17 protein-coding genes are annotated in these 19,970 nt (G+C 40.3%); 11 read left to right on the top strand and 6 right to left on the bottom strand.

Annotated elements, in window-relative coordinates; translation table 11 throughout:
* The first annotated feature begins 49 nt into the window (after positions 1 to 49).
* Entirely contained in the window at positions 50 to 607 is a 558-nt protein-coding gene (locus EHO58_RS09825) for an O-acetyl-ADP-ribose deacetylase (RefSeq protein ID WP_135628875.1), read from the top strand.
* 4 nt (positions 608 to 611) lie between these two features.
* Here EHO58_RS09825 and EHO58_RS09820 read toward each other — a convergent pair whose 3' ends face one another.
* A complete protein-coding gene (locus EHO58_RS09820; RefSeq protein ID WP_135679789.1) occupies positions 612 to 2,132 on the bottom strand; it encodes a pectin acetylesterase-family hydrolase in 1,521 nt (506 codons plus the stop codon).
* Between the two features lie 63 nt (positions 2,133 to 2,195).
* Positions 2,196 to 3,620 carry a pectin acetylesterase-family hydrolase gene (locus EHO58_RS09815; RefSeq protein ID WP_135679788.1) on the bottom strand — a complete coding sequence of 475 codons (1,425 nt, stop codon included), beginning with the start codon at positions 3,618 to 3,620 and terminating at the stop codon, positions 2,196 to 2,198.
* Positions 3,621 to 3,796: 176 nt separating this feature from the next.
* Between EHO58_RS09815 and lon the strand changes: the two genes are divergently transcribed.
* From lon to EHO58_RS09800, 3 genes are all read left to right on the top strand, one after another.
* Positions 3,797 to 6,256 (top strand): endopeptidase La, encoded by a 2,460-nt coding sequence (lon, locus tag EHO58_RS09810; RefSeq protein WP_135679787.1) that lies wholly within the window; start codon positions 3,797 to 3,799, stop codon positions 6,254 to 6,256.
* 95 nt (positions 6,257 to 6,351) lie between these two features.
* A complete protein-coding gene (locus tag EHO58_RS09805) occupies positions 6,352 to 7,467 on the top strand; it encodes a DegT/DnrJ/EryC1/StrS aminotransferase family protein (RefSeq protein WP_135679786.1) in 1,116 nt (371 codons plus the stop codon).
* A gap of 176 nt (positions 7,468 to 7,643) precedes the next feature.
* On the top strand, positions 7,644 to 8,111 hold the full coding sequence (locus EHO58_RS09800) for a Dps family protein (protein WP_016543993.1): 468 nt from the start codon (positions 7,644 to 7,646) through the stop codon (positions 8,109 to 8,111).
* Positions 8,112 to 8,215: 104 nt separating this feature from the next.
* Here EHO58_RS09800 and EHO58_RS09795 read toward each other — a convergent pair whose 3' ends face one another.
* Complete coding sequence (locus EHO58_RS09795) at positions 8,216 to 10,519, bottom strand: hypothetical protein (protein WP_135679785.1); 2,304 nt, start codon at positions 10,517 to 10,519, stop codon at positions 8,216 to 8,218.
* Between the two features lie 324 nt (positions 10,520 to 10,843).
* Between EHO58_RS09795 and EHO58_RS09790 the strand changes: the two genes are divergently transcribed.
* Positions 10,844 to 12,064, top strand: coding sequence for a helix-turn-helix domain-containing protein (locus EHO58_RS09790; RefSeq protein WP_135679784.1), 1,221 nt, complete (start codon positions 10,844 to 10,846; stop codon positions 12,062 to 12,064).
* Here the strand turns inward: EHO58_RS09790 and EHO58_RS09785 are convergent.
* Both EHO58_RS09785 and EHO58_RS09780 read right to left on the bottom strand, forming a co-directional pair.
* Complete coding sequence (locus tag EHO58_RS09785; protein ID WP_135679783.1) at positions 12,045 to 13,379, bottom strand: peptidoglycan recognition protein family protein; 1,335 nt, start codon at positions 13,377 to 13,379, stop codon at positions 12,045 to 12,047. The two genes, EHO58_RS09790 and EHO58_RS09785, sit on opposite strands and share 20 nt — an antisense overlap.
* The gene (locus EHO58_RS09780) at positions 13,373 to 13,951 is read right to left on the bottom strand and encodes a hypothetical protein (RefSeq protein WP_135628862.1); all 579 of its coding nucleotides are present in this window, start codon (positions 13,949 to 13,951) and stop codon (positions 13,373 to 13,375) included. Before EHO58_RS09780 ends, EHO58_RS09785 begins: the two co-directional genes overlap by 7 nt.
* A gap of 76 nt (positions 13,952 to 14,027) precedes the next feature.
* On the opposite strand from EHO58_RS09780, the gene EHO58_RS19560 reads away from it, so the two are divergent.
* Both EHO58_RS19560 and EHO58_RS09775 read left to right on the top strand, forming a co-directional pair.
* Positions 14,028 to 14,195 carry a hypothetical protein gene (locus EHO58_RS19560; protein ID WP_167483206.1) on the top strand — a complete coding sequence of 56 codons (168 nt, stop codon included), beginning with the start codon at positions 14,028 to 14,030 and terminating at the stop codon, positions 14,193 to 14,195.
* A gap of 123 nt (positions 14,196 to 14,318) precedes the next feature.
* Positions 14,319 to 14,708 (top strand): GxxExxY protein, encoded by a 390-nt coding sequence (locus tag EHO58_RS09775; RefSeq protein WP_135679782.1) that lies wholly within the window; start codon positions 14,319 to 14,321, stop codon positions 14,706 to 14,708.
* Positions 14,709 to 14,770: 62 nt separating this feature from the next.
* Here EHO58_RS09775 and EHO58_RS09770 read toward each other — a convergent pair whose 3' ends face one another.
* Positions 14,771 to 15,574, bottom strand: coding sequence for a tetratricopeptide repeat protein (locus EHO58_RS09770; protein WP_135628861.1), 804 nt, complete (start codon positions 15,572 to 15,574; stop codon positions 14,771 to 14,773).
* A 47-nt stretch (positions 15,575 to 15,621) separates the two neighbouring features.
* Here EHO58_RS09770 and ribH point away from each other — a divergent pair, with 47 nt between their 5' ends.
* From ribH to EHO58_RS09750, 4 genes are read left to right on the top strand one after another with little or no spacing between them, the layout of a single operon-like run.
* Entirely contained in the window at positions 15,622 to 16,083 is a 462-nt protein-coding gene (gene ribH / locus EHO58_RS09765) for a 6,7-dimethyl-8-ribityllumazine synthase (RefSeq protein ID WP_100723158.1), read from the top strand.
* 3 nt (positions 16,084 to 16,086) lie between these two features.
* Positions 16,087 to 16,551: a transcription antitermination factor NusB gene (gene nusB / locus EHO58_RS09760; protein ID WP_135628859.1), complete on the top strand. Its 465-nt coding sequence runs from the start codon at positions 16,087 to 16,089 to the stop codon at positions 16,549 to 16,551.
* Positions 16,499 to 18,568: a tetratricopeptide repeat protein gene (locus EHO58_RS09755; protein WP_167483205.1), complete on the top strand. Its 2,070-nt coding sequence runs from the start codon at positions 16,499 to 16,501 to the stop codon at positions 18,566 to 18,568. The genes nusB and EHO58_RS09755 overlap by 53 nt, the downstream gene beginning before the upstream one ends.
* A 20-nt stretch (positions 18,569 to 18,588) precedes the next feature.
* The gene (locus EHO58_RS09750) at positions 18,589 to 19,905 is read left to right on the top strand and encodes a HEAT repeat domain-containing protein (RefSeq protein ID WP_425269440.1); all 1,317 of its coding nucleotides are present in this window, start codon (positions 18,589 to 18,591) and stop codon (positions 19,903 to 19,905) included.
* The last annotated feature ends 65 nt before the right edge of the window (positions 19,906 to 19,970 follow it).

The raw sequence follows: 19,970 nt of genomic DNA, 5'->3' as shown, positions 1-19,970 counted from the left end.
AATAAAATACAAATTCTACTTGCAAGAGGATTGTTTATGGTCTCTTTAAATGGCGATGGAAATTTTTGTTTGGAAAGGTGATATCACGTCCATTCAAACGGATGCGGTGGTAAATGCTGCCAATTCTTCCCTGGCGGGAGGAGGAGGTGTAGATGGTGCCATTCATAGGGTGGGCGGACCAAAAATCATGGAAGAATCTAGGATATTAAAGATCAAAAAATATCCGAATGGTCTTCCTACTGGCCAATGTGTTCTTACTTCCGGAGGGCAACTTCCTGCCAAGTATGTGATACATGCGGTGGGTCCCGTTTGGAAAGGGGGAGATTATCAAGAGGCTTCTCTGTTAGAAACCTGCTATAAGAATGTTCTACAATTGTCTTCGGATCGTGCATTTGAGTCGATCGCAGTTCCGAGCATTAGTACAGGAATTTATGCTTATCCAAAAGAATTGGCCGCTCCTATTGCGATCCAAACAGTTTTGGATCATAAGGATCAATTCCCTAGAAAGTTGATCTTTGTTTGTTTTGATCAGGAAACAAAGGATCTATATGAGAAAATTCTAAACCAATCCGGGGTTAATTTTAAAGAAGGAATTTCTTCTTTATAATATTTTAAAGACCTATACCCGCTGCTCCTCCGCAAGTAGTATATATGTCTTGTTTTGGATTCAATGAATAGGACTCGTCGGATGTTGCTTTTCCTAAATTTCCATTGATCGTGCTATTGAACAGATTTGTATTCACACAAGATCCGGAAGAATCATTACACTGAACGTTTGCCGGAGGGCTTACGCCATTTGCCAAAGTATTCAGCCATGTGGCAAAATTAACTCCTCCACTATTTAAAGAATACATATCATTATAAGTGGTAATTGTATGAATATCTCCAGGACCGATATAATATCTATAGTTGGTTTTGGTAGCCGAGTCTTTCATTTTAGAAACTGCCTGTTTCGACCAATCACAAGTAGTATAATCATTGGAACTGGAAGAACTTCCATCCGGCACCGAACTTCCGTCGCTATCTCCGTAAATAACGGAATATGATTTTCCGGCTTGGTAAGGATCAGAAGTGGTCGCATTCGAATAAGTCAAAGCTGAATTATTGATCTTATTGATCTGCCCCATCGTATGATAAAAAAATCTTTGGTTTCCATCGAATAATGCTGTGTACTGCCCTAGAACATCTCCCGGATATTCAGTAGCCACTTTTTTGAAGAAGTCATTGATGGAAGGTGAACTGCCGGTTGTATAATTTGCACTGATCCCATTCACCCAAATTGGAAGATTAGAAGAAGAAAAACCGGTTCCACTTCCGATCCCATTCGTTTCTACTCCCCAAGAACTTTCTAATAATGGAAAAAACGCCGGATTACTTAAAGCATAAGCTGCAGTAGGCACAACTGCGTTGGAAGCATCAGATAACATTCTTACTTGAGCGCCTGAATCTATCGTGGTTACGGTTTCTCTAATAATCGGATAATTTAATATAGCTCCATAACCTCCTGCACTCTGGCCGGTTACGAAAACTCTGTCCAGTTGAGGATATGAATTTTGGATAAATTTTAGAACAGAGATCACATTATCATAACCGTGGTGTTTGATGGTCCCGCTCGTATAGGTTTTGTCCTTACTTCCTATATGCAGATCTCCAGTACAATAAGGTACGAATATAATATCATAATCTCTGAACGGATTCTCAGCCACGGATTGGTCTATGACTCCCTTGAATATAAGGTCTAATGCAAAATCCGGGATTACATTCAATTGATTAAAATAAGTGACAGTATTACTTCCGAAACAATTTGCATTGTCCCAACAAGCTCCTCCTCCCATAAAATTGATTAGAAGTTTTTTATTATTCGCCGCTACAGTTTTTCTGAAAAAGTAGAAGTTCACATTTCCTTCTGTCCCACTACATTTCGGATCAAAGGTTGCCGTATAAGTGTAAGGTGTGGCTCCATGATCCACCTGGGTGGTAAATGTCCCGGGCTTCGGAGTGATTCTTGTAAATGGGCTTGTAACCAGATCTGCAATGACTGCAGTGGCAAGTAGTTCCTGGGAATTGTCTTTATCTTTTGTGCAGAATATTTGAGAGAATAAAACTAAAATTACAAAGTATCTGATTTTCATAAAAGCCTGATATCGTCTCAAAAAGACGATATCGACTATATTTTATTCCTGGTTTATAGAATGTCAAGGACCGAAGCAGGTCTCGTATAGATCTTTATTATTATCGAAAGAGTCCTGAGAGGTCGCTCTTCCTAAGGTATCATTTAGAGAGTTTGACCCGAAATTTTTATCAGTGCAAGGATGAGAGCCTGAACCGTCAGAACAATCCACTGTTATTGGAGATCCACCATTGGATATGATCGATTTTAACCAGGTATTAAAATTTACTCCGTTACTTACCAGTCCATACATAGTATCACTTGTAGTGATCGTATGTATATCCCCGGGGGCTCTGTAGAAATAATATTTAGAACCTGTTGTAGCATTCATCGCATTATTCGCGTTGATCGCCCAATTACAATTGGAAGGGGTATTGGAGGCGTCCTTAGGAAGGTCTGCCACATCCCGAGCATCCCCTGGGCCGAAATAAGAACTGGAGTCTGAATAAGAACCAGGTCCAGCTATAATTCCCATCACGTTAAAAAACCATCTTTGGGTAGAATCGAATGCTGCAGTGTACTGTCCTACAACGTCATTCGGATATGCAGTAGTGATCTTGCTGAGATAATCTTGGATAGAAGGAGATCCATCTAAGTAGCTGGCACCTACTACCCAATCCGGCATATTCTGCGCACTTCCCCATTTTGTTTTTACAATGCCAGAGAAAAATCCGCTAATTACCGCTCCGTTAGAAGCATCCGCAACTAAGCTCATTTTATTTAAGCTAGTGAATTTTGTGCCGTCCGAGAATACTTTACGAATATGAGGATAATTTAATATTGCTCCATATCCCCCTGCGCTTTGTCCCGCTACTACTACATCGGTTACTTGTGTGTAATTTGACTGGATATACTTTAAGACTGAAAGAACATTATCATGTCCTCTATGGCTATAAACGGAAGGATCAGGTGTAACATAAGGATCGTCATACGTAGCTACATCGCTGGAACCTATATGAAGATCACCGGTGCAATACGGAATAAATAGAACATCATAATCTTTTAATGGATTAGAGGAATTCCCGGCATCCAAGATCCCCTGGAAAGCGACCTTAACGAATAGATCAGGCACATCATTTAGGAAATTGAAGAATGTTGTGGTATTCTTTCCGAAGCAGTTATTACTACTCCAACAAGCCCCTCCTCCCATAAAGTTGATGAGCAATTTTTTATTATTTGCGGAAGCAGTCTTTCTGAAAAAATAAAACTTAGTATTCCCGGCATTTCCGAAACATTTCGGGAAATATGGCCTGTTATTTTGATAGCTGGTATTTGTGTTTGGTATGGAGATGTTGCCGTCTGCGGGGGTGATCCTTTCGTAAGGATTATATAGAACTTCTCCTAAAACTGCACCCGTGAGCGCCTTGGTATTGTCCGGTTCGTCTTTTTTACATCCGACAAAAAATAATATCGGAACTATAAATAGAAGAGATAGGTTTTTAGCCTGCATTCGTTCATCCCCGTTCTAGAAAACAGTCGAATTGTTTTATATTTTCCATTTAGACTGACGCAATTCTTTAAAGATTCAAGCCCTTTTCATTGTCGAAGAAAAAGAAAGATTTGAGTACTAGGAGCGAGCCCAGAAACTGGAATCAGTCCGATTATTTTTTGAATCGAAGGTGAAACGTGGATCTTTTTGATGATATAGGCGAAGTTGAAGGAAGTATCATACCGGTAGACTCCATTCTTCCCCCTGAATTATTCTTGGTGCCTATCAAAACCAGACCGGTATTTCCAGGGATCATTACTCCTCTGATCGTTCCAGGGGGAAAATTTGCTAAGGCAGTGGATGAGTCCTTAAAAGGTAATTCTTTCATCGGGCTTGTTCTTCTAAAGGATGAAGAGAACGAAAAGAAAACGGAAGAGAATATTTACGAGTATGGGGTCGTTGCCAAAATCCTGAAGAAGGTGAATCTTCCTGACGGTGCGGTGAATATTCTGATCAATACGGTTCGCAGATTTAAAGTAGAATCTTTTTCTTCAGTAGAACCTTTGTTGATAGCGAAAGTAAATTATCCGGAAGAAGAGCCGGGCGCTTCTAAAAATACGATCAAAGCTATGATGAGAACCCTGCTTATTATGACAAGGGAACTCGCTCAGAACAATCCTCTTTTTACGGAGGAGATGAAACTTACAATGCTGAATGTAAATGAACCGGGTAAGATGGCAGACTTTGTATGCAGTATTTTGAATATAGAAAAAGAAGATTATCAATCCGTAATAGAATCCGTAAATCTAAAAGATAGGATCGAAAAAGTTTTACTCTATCTGAAAAAGGAAATCGATCTAGTTTCCCTCCAAAGAGAGATCCAGGAAAATATCCAGGACAAAATTGATAAACAGCAAAGACAATTTTTCCTAAGAGAACAATTGAAAGCCATTCAGGCGGAACTTGGTCAGAAAGAAGGCAAATACGAGAAGAAGTATGAGAAATTTTTAGAAAGACTAAAGGCCATTCCTGCGGATCCGGAAGTGATAGAAGAAGTAGAACGTGAAATGGAAAAGTTCTTCTATACGGATCAAAATACAGCAGATTATAATGTTATCCGAAATTATTTAGATATTATGGAAAGTCTTCCTTGGGAAGCAGCTCCTTCTCGTGAGATCGATCTAGAAAAAGCCAGAAAAACTTTGGATAGAGATCATTATAAGTTGGATGATGTAAAAGAGCGAATCTTAGAATTTTTGGCGGTGAAGAAGTTGAAGCCGACTGAGAAAGGTTCCATTCTTCTTTTGGTTGGACCTCCTGGAGTGGGAAAAACTTCTATAGCAAAATCTATAGCAGAAGCTATGGGCAGAAAGTTTTTTAGATTTTCCGTAGGCGGAATGAGAGATGAGGCGGAGATCAAAGGACATCGTAGGACTTATATCGGCGCGATGCCTGGTAAGATCATCACTGCATTAAGAATTACTAAAGAAAAAGATTCCGTAATTCTTTTGGATGAAATAGATAAACTAGGTCTTGGAATGCAAGGAGATCCTGCAGCCGCTCTTTTGGAAGTTTTAGATCCGGAGCAGAATAAAACTTTTAGAGATCATTATTTGGATCTTCCATTCGATCTTTCTTCCGTATTTTTTATCGCTACAGCAAACACTTTGGATTCCATTAGTCGAATACTTTTAGATCGTATGGAAGTGATCAATCTTTCCGGTTATATAACTGATGAAAAGGTCCAGATCTTTAATAAACATTTATGGAAGAAGGTCCTGGAGAAAAACGGGATAGAACCATATGGCATCCAGATAGATAAAAAAGCAGTAGTTTCTCTGATTGATCATTATTCCAGGGAATCCGGAGTGAGAGGTCTTGAAAAACAATCCGATAAGTTGGCAAGAAAACTTGCACTGCAGATCGTAAAAGGCGAGTCATATCCGAAACATATAGAACCTTCCGATGTGGAAAAACTCCTAGGAGTTCCTAAATACACGGATGATAGAATGACTAAACCTACGGTTCCTGGAACCGCTTTGGGGCTTGCTTGGACTTCTGTAGGAGGTGCAACATTACTCATCGAAGCAGTATTCGTAAAAGGAAAAGGTGGGATACTTCTAACCGGAATGATAGGAAAATCCATGGAGGAATCTTCCAGTATCGCACTTAGCTATATTAAGAATCTATTAGGTAGCGAAGAATTGTTTACCGAAAAAACGATCCATCTTCATGTTCCTGACGGTGCTACTCCTAAAGATGGACCGAGTGCGGGGATTACAATGGCGACCACCATTCTTTCCTTGGTTCTAAACAAAAGGATCAAACTCGGATTCGGTATGACCGGCGAATTAACTCTTACGGGAGAAGTTTTAGCGATCGGTGGTTTAAGAGAAAAAATCGTGGCTGCAAAAAGAGTCGGAGTCCATAAGATCATTTTTCCTTCGGATAATAGACCTCAGTTAGACGAAATACCTGATTATGTGAAGAAGGGGATGGAATTCTTTCCGGTTTCTAGATTCGAAGAGGTAGCTAAAATTTTATTCGAACCTAAAATGATAGATGGGATTTTAAAACCAAAAATGGAACAAGTAGCTTCTGCGAAGAAGTCAAAACCTTCTCCTAAAAAGAAGGCAGCTCCTCGCAAGAAGAAGTAAATCTACTAAGGCTGTCTCTTTTTGCCCACAGTATTAACGATCAAAATAATTTGCTTTTTAGGACCCGTTTCCGACCCTGTTCGGAGGAGACCATAATGGGCGTACCTTTCATAGATATCAAAAGATTCGAACCGGGATTACTGGAAGCTTGGGAAGATAAAGTAAAAACTCTCAGCAAGAACGCCTCCTTTATCGGAGGAGAAGAAGTCGCATTATTAGAAAAAAATCTGGCAACAGTTGCTGGAACCAAATATTCGATCGCATGTGCAAATGGAACAGACGCGCTTCAATTAGCGCTAAGAGCCTTAGGAGTAGGAAAAGGAGATAAGGTATTAGTTCCTGATTCTACCTTTTGGGCAACATTCGAATCGGTAGTAAACGTAGGTGCTGACCCTGCTACAGTAGATACAAATCCAGACGACTTACAAATGGATTTCGAAGAATTCAAAAAAGCACTCGAAGAAGTAAAACCGAAAGCTGCTATCATAGTTCACCTATACGGTTGGGGAAGTGCAAAGTTAGAAGATTATCGCAAACTTTGTAAGGAAAAGGGAGTTTTCTTATTAGAAGACGGAGCTCAGTCCTTCGGAGTTTTGTATAAGGGAAAACCTATTTACCAAGACGCATTGATCACTACTACTTCTTTCTATCCTGCGAAAGTTTTAGGTGGGGCAGGAGACGGCGGAGCGGTTTTCACAAATGATGAGGAACTCGCAAATAGAGTTAGAATGCTTGGAAACCACGGAAGAACTTCTCACTACGGATACGGAGATGTGGGTTGGAATTCCAGAATGGATACCTTACAAGCTGCATTCTTAAATTTGAATATTCCTCATTTAGACGCAAGGATTGTATCTCGCAGAAAGGCTGCTGAAAAATATTACCAAGTCCTTCCGAGTTTAGGAGTGAATGTAATCCATCCTCCAAAAGACTTTCAAGAAAACGGATATTGTAACGTTACTCTTTTTGATCCTGCGGAAAGACCGAAAATCCAAGAAGTTTTAAAAGGAAAAGGGATCGGTTTTGCGGTTATTTATCCTGGAGCAATGAGTGATCAACCGGGTGCAAAACCGTATATCGTAGGCAAATTCGGAAAAGAACATAGAACCGGAAAGATTTGCGATTCAATATTAAATTTTCCTTTATTTCCTTATATGACCGATTCCGAGTTGGAAGAGGTTTTTGCTGCGATTAAGGAATACAAAAAGTAAGATCCTTAAGATCATCTGAAAAATGTAAAAAAGCCGTTGGAGACAGCGGCTTTTTCATTTCTTTCTCGCCAAAATCCGAAAAAAATCATCATTATTCCGAAAGAAATTAGATTGCCACTGTCTAAGATCTAGATTTAGAATGATTCTAAATTGGCGAAACTAAAAAGGAGATAAGTATGAAACCGAATATAGGAATCCCGGAGAAGGATAGAGAGGCCATCAACCAAGGCCTGCAAAAACTTTTAGCAGATACGTACTTTTTATATTTAAAAACTCACAACTATCATTGGAACGTTACCGGACCCTTATTTAATACATTACATTTAATGTTCATGACCCAATATACGGAACTCTGGAACGCCTTGGATCTGGTTGCGGAAAGAATTCGCTCTCTTGGTTATCCTGCACCGGGAACCTATAAAGCATTCTCTTCCTTAACTTCCTTAAAGGAAGAAGATGGAGTGCCTAAAGCGGAAGACATGTTAAAAAATCTTGTAGAAGGACATGAGGCAGTGATCCGAACTGCAAGAGCGATCCTTCCTTCTGCGGATTCAGGTGGGGATGAGGTGACTACAGACCTTCTTACCCAAAGATTAGAGATCCATGAGAAAACTGCTTGGATGCTTAGAAGTATGTTGGAATAGAATTAGAATATTCTGAAAAACAAATATTTCGGGGAGAATTCCCCGAAATAAAAACCCGGAGAGATCGATCTGGTATTCGATCTTTCTCCCCGGGCCGTAGAGAGTTAGAGAGTGAGGATATACTCCACTAGATCATCCACCTCAGTCGCTGAGGCTGAACACCATGGGTGAGGAGCAGCCGGCATTCCGATTGGTTGAGAAGTTCCCAACTCTTGAACACCATATTCTCTTCTCATCTTCTGGTAATCCCAATAGTACCAATCCGGATCCCAAGGAACAGTTACGAAATATTTATGTCTTTCGATGAATCTGTTTCTTTTTGTTCCGGCATCATTATTAGGAGATTTGAATGCTCTGAACACATCCGACTTTCTGTTTTGAGGAGGATAAGGATCTGGATGATCCGGTCCACCTAAAGCAGGAGATACTGGTGCATGAAGAGTGTAATACTGATTGTATAGAGGGGATCCTTCCGTGCATCGAGCAGGATTGACCAGGTCTTCTAAGTTACGAACGTGACCGTCGCTCAATAGACCTCTATGTTGTACCCAATACATATCTCTTAAGAAAGTAGCACGAACAGATTGTATTGCCTTTTGATAAATGGTCGGTGCGAAAAATCTTCCGACTTCGTTCAGTTTGAACATCTTTTCGTTCGAATTCAAACCCACCTTATCATTATGACAAGATCCACAATCTCTTTGGAAGGTTGCCTTTCCTCTCGCAACTGCAGCAGCAATACCAGGTTGGTTTTCCCATCCAGCTTGGACGAAAGCACCTTCTCCTGAATCTGCCCCTGCTTGAGCGATTAGTTTACCTTTGGATTTCAACCAACGATACATTCCTACTTGTCTAAGGGCCTTATCATTTTGATCCAACTTAGTCATATAAGCGGTAAGAGCTTGTAGTTCTTTTGCATACATTGCACCGGTAGCTCCATCAGGTTCTTCCGAATGGATATAAGAACCTTCGAATCCCACGTAAGATTCTGTATGAGAAAGAGATCTTCTGACTCCCATATAGTTGGTAACGTTTGGAATTGCGATTGGAGAGAACTCATAATCGTTATCAGTTTCGCTACCTTCTCCTTTGATACGGATCAAAGAATGTTCTCCAGCCCCTTGAGGCATAACGTAGATCAACATTGTTTTATCTACGTCTTTGGAAGAAGAATCGAAACTTGGTCCCGGTTCGTTTTCCTTGATTCCTTTGAAATCTCCTAATAAAGACCATTTCATGGACCATTTAGGATTCGGAAGTCCAGGAATTACTTTGGTTACAGTGTTACCTGGAGAAGCTTCATAAGTGATTTTATATCCATGGCAAGAAGCGCAGTTGAATCCGATCCATTCTCCTTTTCCGGTATATGGATGAGAAGCTTCAGCATATCTATAACCTGCCCAACCGCTGCTCTTAGTATTTCCTTTGAACAATTGGTCTCCACCTAAGTATCCAGGAATTGGAGTAGGTTGAGGATAACGATCGAAGTATACATTATCGATCGCCACAGAAGGAACTTGGCCAGAAACTGTTTGGTAAGCACCGAACAAAAGGAGTGGATCCGCAGTGTATCCAGTAACAGGATCTTTTGCTTGGTATGCGAAAATTTTCTTCCAATCCAGATTTCGGATCGCGTGAGCTACACCGATATTGAAATCATAAGACCAGAAAATTTTCTCACCTAGTGCGATGATGGATGAGAATCCAGGGTTGTTCACATTTACTTGTAAAGGTGTAGTACCTTTTGCATCGCTCAAGATAGAAACAACATCACATTTATGTTTGAAATCATCGTCGGTAACTCTTCGAGTTTGGGCATCAATCACGTTATGTGGTTGTCCCGGACGAAGTAAAGAATCGTTATATCCGACTCTTTTTTGGATCTGAATGATTAGAGGCCCTGAGGTTGTGTGTTCCGGGACCTTGAATTGGATCTGAGTATCCGTCCAAGCAAGAATATACTTGCTCCAGCTATCCAAAGGTTCATCTACTTCGAAGTTCACCTGTTTGGTAATGTCCAGCCTCTGTTCGAACATTCTCAGATCGGTTTCCAGAATTCTGGTATTACCGATCATAATTTTAGAAAAATCGATTTCAGGTCCGGCCCCGAAACCTGTTCCTCTAAGAGTGATGGTTTGGCCAGGGCTGAGAGAAGGAGTTGGGTAAGCCGGCCCATCCGTTACAGTCTGCCATACAAGATTTCCATTTACCAACACCGATTGTAGTACCGGTTCCGGGAAAGAAGATGCGGACACTGCGCGAATTCCTTCTCGGATCGGATCAAATTTACACACTTCTTCCTGGTTTGGGAATTCCGTAAAAATTCCTACGGGGCAACCCGCAGCTAACACAGCTATCCCTAACAAGGCGTACCGCAAATAACGTTTTGCGGCACGTATTCTTTGCATTTCCATTTTTCCGCTCCCTATTCCGGAATGCGAAAATCCCGGATCAGTTCTGGCGGAGAAGAATACTCCAAAATAAAAATTGGGTCGTCCGAACCACGGAATTCGAACGTTCGAGTTTCATTATTCGAACAGTTGTGTAAAAATCAAAACTTATAAAATAAGTAAGATATAAGAGAATAGCGGATTCAATTTCTGAAAATTAAGAAGAATGCAAGTGTTCGAAATAAAAATTTTTCACTTATTTTATTGGATCTCAAATCGTTCTATCATTCGTTTCGGATGAGAACACTTGACAAGCCTTGGTATTTTCTTAATATACCGCCTATGTTAAATCCCGAAGTGGTAACTCCTATATTCTACTTCGGAAGTGGCCTTTCCTTTTTATTGGTGGTCCAAAAGTTAATTCCACCTATAAAACGTAGAGAAGACAGGATTGGAGCCCTTCTGTTTCTTTCGTTGGGGATCATACTATTCACCGTTGCGAATGTGGTCTTGGAAATAGATAGGACTTATCCACATGCAATCTTCTTATTACTCACTTCTTTTTCAGCCATCGGACCCTTATCTTTACTATATACACATTCTTTGATATACCCAAATCAGACTTTGTATAGGGACATACGACTTCACTTTCTTGTGCCTGGTCTTTTTTTATTAGGTGAGTTACTTTTTTTTGGAAGGCCTTGGGATTCTATCATCTCGGACTTGGGCGACTTTAGAAATATCAGATATAAACATTATCTTTCTTGGGGATTTTTTCTAACAACTGCGCTTACTACTGCTTACTTTGGATTTAGATATAGAATGTTAATAACTGTGATCTCAATCCCCGAGTTAAAGTCACAGATCAGATTCATTTTTATTCTGGCGACCATTACAGTATTTGCAATGTACTCTCTGGTTTTCGGATTTATGTTCGGGTTGGATGTATTGTTTAGAGTCGGTGGACTTCTTGTGACCGGGATTGTGACACTTCTATTTTTGGCTCCCTCTAGGTATCCGGATTTTTTTGCTCCTTTGACTAGAGAAGTAAGAAAGAAGAAGTATGAAAAATCCCTTTTGATCGGTTTGGATCTGAATCTATTAGAACTTAGGATCCAAGAATTAATGAGAGAAGATAAACTGTATCGAGATCCCGAGCTAACTCTTCATTCTTTGTCGGAAGACTTGGGGATCAAACCATATCAGTTGACTGAATTTTTAAACGAACATTTGCAAACAGGATTTCATAATTATATAAACGGTTTTAGGATAGAAGAAGCAGTCAATCTTCTGGAAGAAAAGCCGGATCAGGATATTCTTTCCATCTGCTATTTTGTAGGATTCAATTCCAAATCCTCTTTTAATGATGCATTCAGAAAGGTGACTGGAAAAACTCCCACACAACTTCGTCAGAAGAAGTCGGATATTCCTGAAAAACAAAAACTACATACTGCCCGCACAGGAGTTCCTCCTCTAGGAAAAGGGTTGGGTGGTATGGTGGAGCTCGGAGATCCAGAGCGGATTTCTGTGAGAAATCGCCCGATCAAGGCTGAAAATCGGTAAAGAGAAGTATCCATTCTTCTCCATTTCTATCGTACCAATCTTTTTCAGAATAATAAGTCCCGCCCAGGGTCTCTATTACTTTTTTCATATATGGTTCACCTGGATCGAAGTCCTGTGCATCCAAAAAGATAGAGCCTCCCCATTTTTTCTTAGCCTGAGTATGGGAGAATACTCCTTTTAGAGATTCAATTCTTTGGTTATTTAAAGGGATTTGGTATTTTTGACAAAGTTCATGTACAAGTTTTGAAACCGCGGCAGTTTGTGCAGGGTTTGCAAGTAACATTTCAGTGTCTTTGCCCACAATTTCTATTTGGAAACAATTTCGGTTTGTGCCTGTGGCGGCCGCAGCCATATGAAGCGGAGAATCCAATAATTGGTAGATTTTTCCGTCCTTATCTGCGAGGAATGTGGCTGCTAAATTCCGTTTTTCTAATACTCTTAGAGTTCCATCATAATCGTTGATTGCAGTGAAATGTAATACAACACAATCGGCAGTGATCGCACCTCTATAATTGTATTTGAGTCTTTTTTCTTCCGGAAGAAGTCCGTCTGCAGTTTTTTCGATACTCTCCAGCTCCGCTTTAGGAGTAGGAGTTACGGATCTACCTTTATCATAGCTCGGATCTTTAATTTCTCCGTTTTGTCCTACAAATGGTTTTTCTTTTCTGAGGACCCATTCTCCATATCTATCCTTCCATTCCATTTCGGAAAAGTAGGAACCTTTTAATTCTTCCAGAAGCGCTTTTAGAACATTCTCATTTCCACAATCGCTTCCATTTAAGAAACCACCGAACTTCTTTTTGGCCTGGCTATGTGTGAATATCCCGGAACGACTACCCACGTCAAAATTTGTGACCGGGATCCCGAATTCTTGGGAGGTCTTTGCAATAGCATAGAGCAAAGATTTTTTCTGAGCGGGACGTTTGAGTATATCTTCCTTATCTCCTTCCCAAGAAATATGGATCATACTTGTATCTGTTTTTGGCGCGGCCTTGATAAGAGAAGTTCCGGGATCTTCTACTCCGTAGATCTTGCCCTTTTTATCTACGATATAGTGAACCAACCATCCAGAATTTGCACTTTTTGTAATATATTCTTCGCTGGAAAGTCCCTTGGTATGATGGAGTAATATTCCGCTTACCTTTGTCTTTTTACGAAGTGTCGAAAGGGAAGAGGCACTTTTATCTTTAGGCAATAGCTGAGAGAGCGGATGGATGGGAGAAGCAAACTCTGCGATAGAAAAGTTTGTCTCAGGAAGAGAAGAACAACTAGATATAATACAGATAGTGAGTAATAGAAGGACAGTTCTCAACATCCTTTCTCCGTTAGTTTTTCTTTTAATAGAGAAAGGTCGGATCTGACTCTTTCTAAAATGGATTTCGCTTTAGTATGTTTGTTTAGAAGATCTTTATATTCAGGGACCGCTCGGTTTTTTTCTTCTCCGAAGTCCGGCTCTAAGGGAAGTGTTTCCAGATCTCTAAGAGAAGCTTCTGCATCCGTTCTGATCTTAGTCCAATTTGCAGTATAAGAAGAATAGATCTCTTTCGGGAGTTTATCTCTGGAAACTTTGATACGTTCTTCCATCTGAGGAAGGTCTATTTTTAGGAATTCGCTTAATGCCTGGGAGTCTTGGACCAGCTCTTCCAAAATTCCGCTTAAATGTTTTTCAATGGCCTGTCTTTGTGTGTGGATTGCCTTTTTGGCTCTTCTGAAAATCCGGAGCATTGCCAAAGCAGAAAGAATCAGAACGGATAAAAAGACCCAAAAGGAAAACTTGGAGATGACCCAGCGGAATCCAGGAGAATCGAACCATTCTTGAAAATAAAAGGCCGAGCCCCCTAGGGCTAATAGGATTAAAAATAATACGAGAGCAAGAAATCGCCTCATCTCTTTCTCATTTATGAAAAGGTTTTCTTTCTGTCAAGGTCAAGACGGACCTTCTCGAAGCCGAAACTAAATAGTGATGGATGCTTCTGCGAAACATTTACCTTCTTCTTCCCGTAAATCCGACCCGCCTAAAGTCGTGAACCTTGGATTTTATCGGATCAAAAAAACTCTTAGGGAAGAAGGTTTCGAAGTAGTGGAAAAGGCAGACGGCAAGATCACTCTTGTGTTAAGAGTGAAAGATTAAGGCGCAGACGCAGAGAATTAAGAGAAACAAAGATTTCTCACGCAGAGACGCGGAGCCGCTGAGTTTTTAAAAAAGTACGCGCGAAATTATATCCTTAAAACCCGGAAAATTAGGGGTTTTAATATGGATAATATAAATGAAATTACAAAAGAGATTATCGACGCGGCGATAAAAATTCATAAACAAATCGGACCAGGGCTTTTAGAATCCGTTTATGAAATGGTTCTCGTCCGAGAACTTCAGCTTAGAAAATTAAAAATCGAGACTCAAAAATATATATCCTTCGAATATGAAGGTATGGTTTTTAAAAATGCTTTTAAAATAGACGTTTTAGTAGAAGAAACTGTACTTATAGAAATTAAATCTCTCGAAAAGATCCTTCCAGTTCACTCAAAACAATTGCTTACGTACCTTAAATTAATGAACAATCCGGTAGGGATTTTATTAAATTTCGGAATGGCATTAATGAAAGATGGGATTCATAGGATCGTAAATCAATATAATCCGAGTTAAACCCTTCGCGTCTCTGCGCCTCTGCGTGAAAAAACTCAGCGACTCTTCGAAACTCTGTGTCTCTAAGGCGCTGATTCCTCTATCGTAGGCAATTCATCTGAAAATTCTTTTGGCTCCGGTTTTTTAGGGACCAAAGTGTCTCCGCAACTTTTTTTAAGTAGAGAATCTATTTTAGATTTTTCAGCAGAGTGTGGAAGTATCCGCAAATAAATCCTATAATTGCGAACTGCTCCGGGACAATATCCGTTCTTTAGGTATAAACTTCCCAATAATCGTCTGGCACCTGGATGAGCAGGTTCATGTTCTATGATCTTTGTGGCGAGCCTCATCGATTTATCTGGATTTGTTTTTGCATTCTTCTTGGATTCGTCCCAGGTTTTGATCAGCTCTTCTTCGTATAAATAATAGAGTTGGTTGTTTCCCATCTCTAATACTCTGAATACGATCGCGTCTTGAGCTCCACTCTTGCACAGTCCGAACCAAATATCTTCTCCGCTATCCGTCATTTTGTTTCCGCGGACCTTGATGAGATCGCTTCCGTCCAAACATCCTGCCATCTCATATATGTCTCTCATCGCTGCAGGTGAAACTGCGAGTAATACTCTGAGTTGGTTTCCGTAAGAAGCGATATCATCTTCCGGCATTGCGTCTTCCGGATTGATTACATTGGGAGAATCATTGAATATTCGGAGCTTGATGGAGGATTCAAGCACCCAATCCGGTAGATCTAAACTTTTTATGAATGCGTCTTTTGGTTTCCAGAAAGATCGAATGGTCTCACAGGAAGAGAGGGTGAAAACCTGGACTCCTAATAAGATCAGGAATATGCAGAATTTGGATTTGGAAGCTTCTTTTCCGGTTGCCACTCAGGGTAACTTGTGTTTTCTCGATATAAGAAGCAACCAGGAAACAGATGCCTCAAGAATTGAAAGCCAAGCTGGACGGAAAGGGACAAAAACATTGTATAGTTGTCTCCCGTTTTAACGAATTCATAGTCGAAAGCCTTTTGAAAGGTTCCATAGATGGACTCCATGCAACTGGAGTCGAAGATAAAGATATCACTGTAGTAAGGATCCCGGGAGCATACGAACTTCCGATCGTAGTTTCCAAAGCTGCACAGAGTAAAAAATACGATTCCATCATTTGTTTAGGCGCAGTGATCCGAGGAGCTACTGCTCATTTTGATTTTGTTGCCGGAGAATCTGCAAAAGTAGGTTCTATCGGAGTGCAACACTCAGTGCCTGTGATTTTCGGAGTTTTGACCACAGATACAATCGAGCAAGCCATTGAAAGAGCCGGTACCAAGGCAGGTAATAAGGGCTACGAGGCTGCTTTGACTGCGGTGGAAATGACAAATCTTCTTAAGCTTCTCTAATCTATGTCTTCTTCCAGAAGGAAGTCCCGCGAAATCGCATTAATGGCTTTATACCAGTTGGAACTGGTGAATTCGGCATTGTCTGAGGTCCTAAAATTCCGTTGGTACGACAAAAAGATAGAAACTGAAGAAAGGGATTTTGCCATTTCTATCATAAATGGTGTTGTGAAAAACGCGGAAACAATCGATACTCTCATCAAGAAGTACTCGAGGAATTGGGATTTTGCTAGAATTTCTCCGGTGAACAAATGTATTCTACGTTTGTCCATTTATGGGTTATTGCATTCCAAGGAAATTCCGCCCAGAGTCACCATCGACGAGGCGGTCGAGTTGACTAAGGAATTTGAAAGCGAGAATTCGGTTCCGTTTATCAACGGGATCTTGGATTCCATCCTTCAGTACGAGACGAACCGATATGGAAAACCCGATCCGCAAGAACCGAATCTTCCTGGAGACGGAAGAACCTAAACCTTCTTATTATTACGGAGACGAACCGGAAGAGTTTCGTCCCAGACGTCATTATAATCCGACCGCATTTGCTTGGGGAGCCTTAGCTGCGTCTCTTCTTCTTTTGATCGGTCTTGCGATTTGGTATTCTTTTTTCAGAGAAGGTAAACCAGGTTTCGGAACTGGAGTCGCTGACGGCAAATCTCCTTTGATGCCTAAGGGAAGTTTGGCTCAGGAATTACAAAGACCTTATCTCCCTGATGGCACAAACAATCCACTTCTGACTAAATGTGTTACTTTATATAAACAGAATTATAGAAAGCAATCATTCGATTATTGCACGGAGTTTTTGACCGGTCCAGCTACAAGCCAGGAGAAGTCATTGGCCTTAACAGTGCTTGGAGTGATCTACGATGAGGACGGAAGATTTCCTCAAGCGATCGATTCATTGCAGAAGGCAATCACCCTAGATGGGAATAATGTATACGCTTATTATAATTTAACTTTAGCCTATGCTCATAGCGGACAAAATTCTGCTGCAAGAAGTACCGCTTTAAAAGCAAGAGAGATTGCGCCTAATGATCCCCGTATTGCTCTAATGGCCGGGAATCTTTTTAACGAGATCAATGATCCGGATGCAGCAATAGATGCATATAAGCAGGGACTTTCCTCTTCTCCGGATGATCCTTATCTGACTTATAACCTTGCATTAAGTTATTTTAAAAAAGGAGAGATCCCACAGGCGGAAGAACATTTCAAACTTGTGGTGATGAGAGCGAGAGGAGGAAAACTCGCAGCACTTTCTAATTCTTATCTGGGTAATATTTCCTATAATAGAGGGGATTATGTTTCCGCAGAACATTATTTTAGAGAAGCGGCAACTATAACTCCTAACGATGCAAAGGCATTGTATAATCTTTCTATCGTCTTGAAGAAAAACGGTAAGTTAGAAGAGTCCGTAAAATATCTGGAGCTTGCTAACCAAGCCGGTTCCAACGATCCGGAATTATTCCGTTCCATTGCAGAAGGTTTCGAGCAATTGAACCAAGGAGAGCAATCTATCAATGCACTCCAAAAAGGTCTGAAGTATAATCCCAACAATCTGGATTTATTATTCCAACTCGCAGAAACATATTATAATAAAGGGGACCTTCTCGCTGCAGAAGAAACTTACAGAAGGATAGTAGATTCTACTCCTGGAGATAGTTTTACGGAGACAGCATTATTAAACTTAGGCGTTGTTTTAGATCAAATGGAAAGATATGGAGAAGCGATCACCTATCTGAACCGAGTTTTAGATCTAAATCCTAAAAATGCAAAAGCATATTATAATTTAGGTCTTGTTTATAAACATACAGGCAACGGAACCCAAGCAATCGAGAATTTCCGCAAGGCATCTTATTTAGATCCGGACGATATAAAACCTAAGGAAGCCTTGGGCGATTATTATCTGGAAAATAAATTTTATAGAGAAGCTATAGAAGAATATTCCGCACTCTTTAAACAAAAAGAAGATTACTACAAAGTAGCCTTGAAACTTGCAGAAGCATATATGGGCACGGGAGAATCTTCCAGTGCTGAAAAGATCTTATTACAAGTGTTGAACAGATCCAGAAATTCAAATGAGATCAAACAGGCTCATAAGAAGCTCGCACTTCTATATAATAAATCCAAAGATCCCGATATGAAAAATAGAGCGAAAGACGAGGCATATCGTTCCGCTCATATGGATCCGGAAGATTACGAAGGACGTTTGGTTCTTTCTAAAATTCTATTGGATTCCAATTCGGTTTTGGATCGTGAAAAAGCGATCGAGGAATTGACCTCGATCGTAAGATCGGAAGTAAAACCTAAGACTGCATCTACCGCTTATAATTATCTGGGCGTCGCATTTTACAAGAATGGAGAATATAAAAAGGCGGTCCGTTCCTTCCAAAATGCAATAGACTTAGATCCGTCCAATACGGAAGCTTACGATAATAAGCGAGCCGCGACGGCCGCATTGGAGGATTCCTCCAAGAGGGACGGTCTTTTCTGAAAAGAATTCCATTCTTTTGTCTGGTTCTATTCTTCACTTTATATTTCGGCGGAAATATTTTCGCCGAAGAACAAAAGGATCCATTTAAGGAGTCCGTCCTTTCCAAAGGAAGATCCCAGGCCAGAGCTATCTCCGAAATAAAATCCAAGAATCGTTTGGATCTAGTTAAAGAACTTCCTAAAATTATTTCAGAACCGGAAGCGAGAGAAGATAGTATCTTCGCTTCCTTAGCGTTATTTTCCGAGTTAGAAGATTTGGATTCACTCGCTCCATATTGGGCGAATGAGTTAGACACTGTTTTTAAAATTACTCGAAACATTGAGATCCAAACAAGGATCCTCGAACTCGCAGATCGAAAAAAAGAAAAAAGACTGATCTACGCGGTGATTGCGGGACTCACCCATACTGATTTTGAAGTCAGACAGTCTTCTTATAGATATGTGCAAGGGATCAAAGACGACAGAGCAATGCCTCATGTTTTGGATCTTGCAGTTTCAAATAATCCGGTATATAGAGAATATTTTTTAGAATCTGCTATCTGGATCAAAGATGAAAGGGTCCAGAACCTGATCAATAAATTCGCTACGGACGATATTCCTGCTCTTCGCAGAAGATTTTTTACAGTATTAAATAAGAATAATATACCTGATAACCGCGGGAATATTCCTCGAATGGCGGCTGCGGATCCGGATGAGGACGTTCGTCTTCACGGATTGGAGATCCTGAAAAATCGAAAAAGCAGGCAGTATATTTCTCTTTTCTATAAAGGGATTACGGAGCCGAATCCGGATCTTAGAAAAATCTGCACTGAGGCATTATTTTATCTGAATGATAAACAAGGAGCTAAATCGGTTTCCGAACAATTAGTAAAAGAAACCGTTCCAGGGCTCAAAGCAAGATTGATCGATCTACTTTTGGAGCTTGGCGCACATGGCGGAGGTCAGGGATTACTTACAGTTCTTGATGGAGACAAAGATCCAGGTCTTCGTTCTCGCGCTGCAGAAGTAATGGGAAAACTAGGATTTAATCCTGGAACAAACGAACTCAAACGTATCTTCGAAAAAGAAAAAGTAAACGAAGTCAAACTTTCTCTTTTAAAAGCATTGGGAGAATTGAAAGACAAAACTTCTGTCCCAGCTTTGATCTCTTTTGCTTCTAATAATAAAAAAGAATATCTTCCCCTTCGTTTACAGGCCGTCGATACCGTTCGGATTATTGGTGATCCGGAATGTTTGCCTGCATTATTTGATGCTTATGTAATCGAAAAAACTCCCGAAGTAAAATCTGAAATGGAAAAAGCAGTCAGAGAGATCATTTCTATTAAAGTCTCTAAGTAAACTTGGAAGATTTTCACGCGAAGCCGCAAAGATAAGAAAAAAATTTTATAAAAAGTACACGCACT

This window comes from Leptospira selangorensis, from assembly GCF_004769405.1.
Taxonomy (GTDB): Bacteria; Spirochaetota; Leptospiria; order Leptospirales; family Leptospiraceae; genus Leptospira_B; species Leptospira_B selangorensis.
This window is presented reverse-complemented; position numbering and strand designations above follow the sequence as displayed.